1 protein-coding gene is annotated in these 454 nt (G+C 73.1%); it reads left to right on the forward strand.

The window, feature by feature from the left end; translation table 11 throughout:
• Positions 1-439: polyprenyl diphosphate synthase (uppS, locus tag AC1DFM_RS34790; protein WP_477081382.1), on the forward strand; the 439-nt coding region annotated here is incomplete at its 5' end.
• Between the last annotated feature and the right edge of the window lie 15 nt (positions 440-454).

Consider the following 454-nt stretch of genomic DNA (forward strand, 5'->3'; position numbering starts at 1 on the left):
CTGGCACCTGAAGATCGTCGGCGCGCGTGACCTGCTCCCGCGCGAGACCGCCGACAGCCTCAGGGACTCGGCCCGGCGCACCAAGGACGTCGACGGCATGACGGTCAACGTCGCCGTCGGCTACGGCGGCCGCCGCGAGATCGCCGACGCGGTGCGCGACCTGCTGCTCGAGCGGGCCGCGGCCGGCGAGTCCATCGAGCAGATCGCCGCCGGCCTGACCGCCGACGACATCGCCGGGCACCTCTACACCAAGGGTCAGCCCGACCCCGATCTCGTCATCCGCACCTCCGGCGAGCAGCGCCTCGGCGGCTTCCTGCTCTGGCAGAGCGCCACCTCCGAGTTCTACTTCTGCGAGGCGTACTGGCCCGACTTCCGCCACGTCGACTTCCTGCTGGCGCTCCGGGCGTATGCCGGCCGGCACCGCCGCTTCGGCGGCTGACCCCCGCCGGGGCAC

It is taken from the genome of Chitinophaga sp. 05T412 (genome assembly GCF_056396465.1).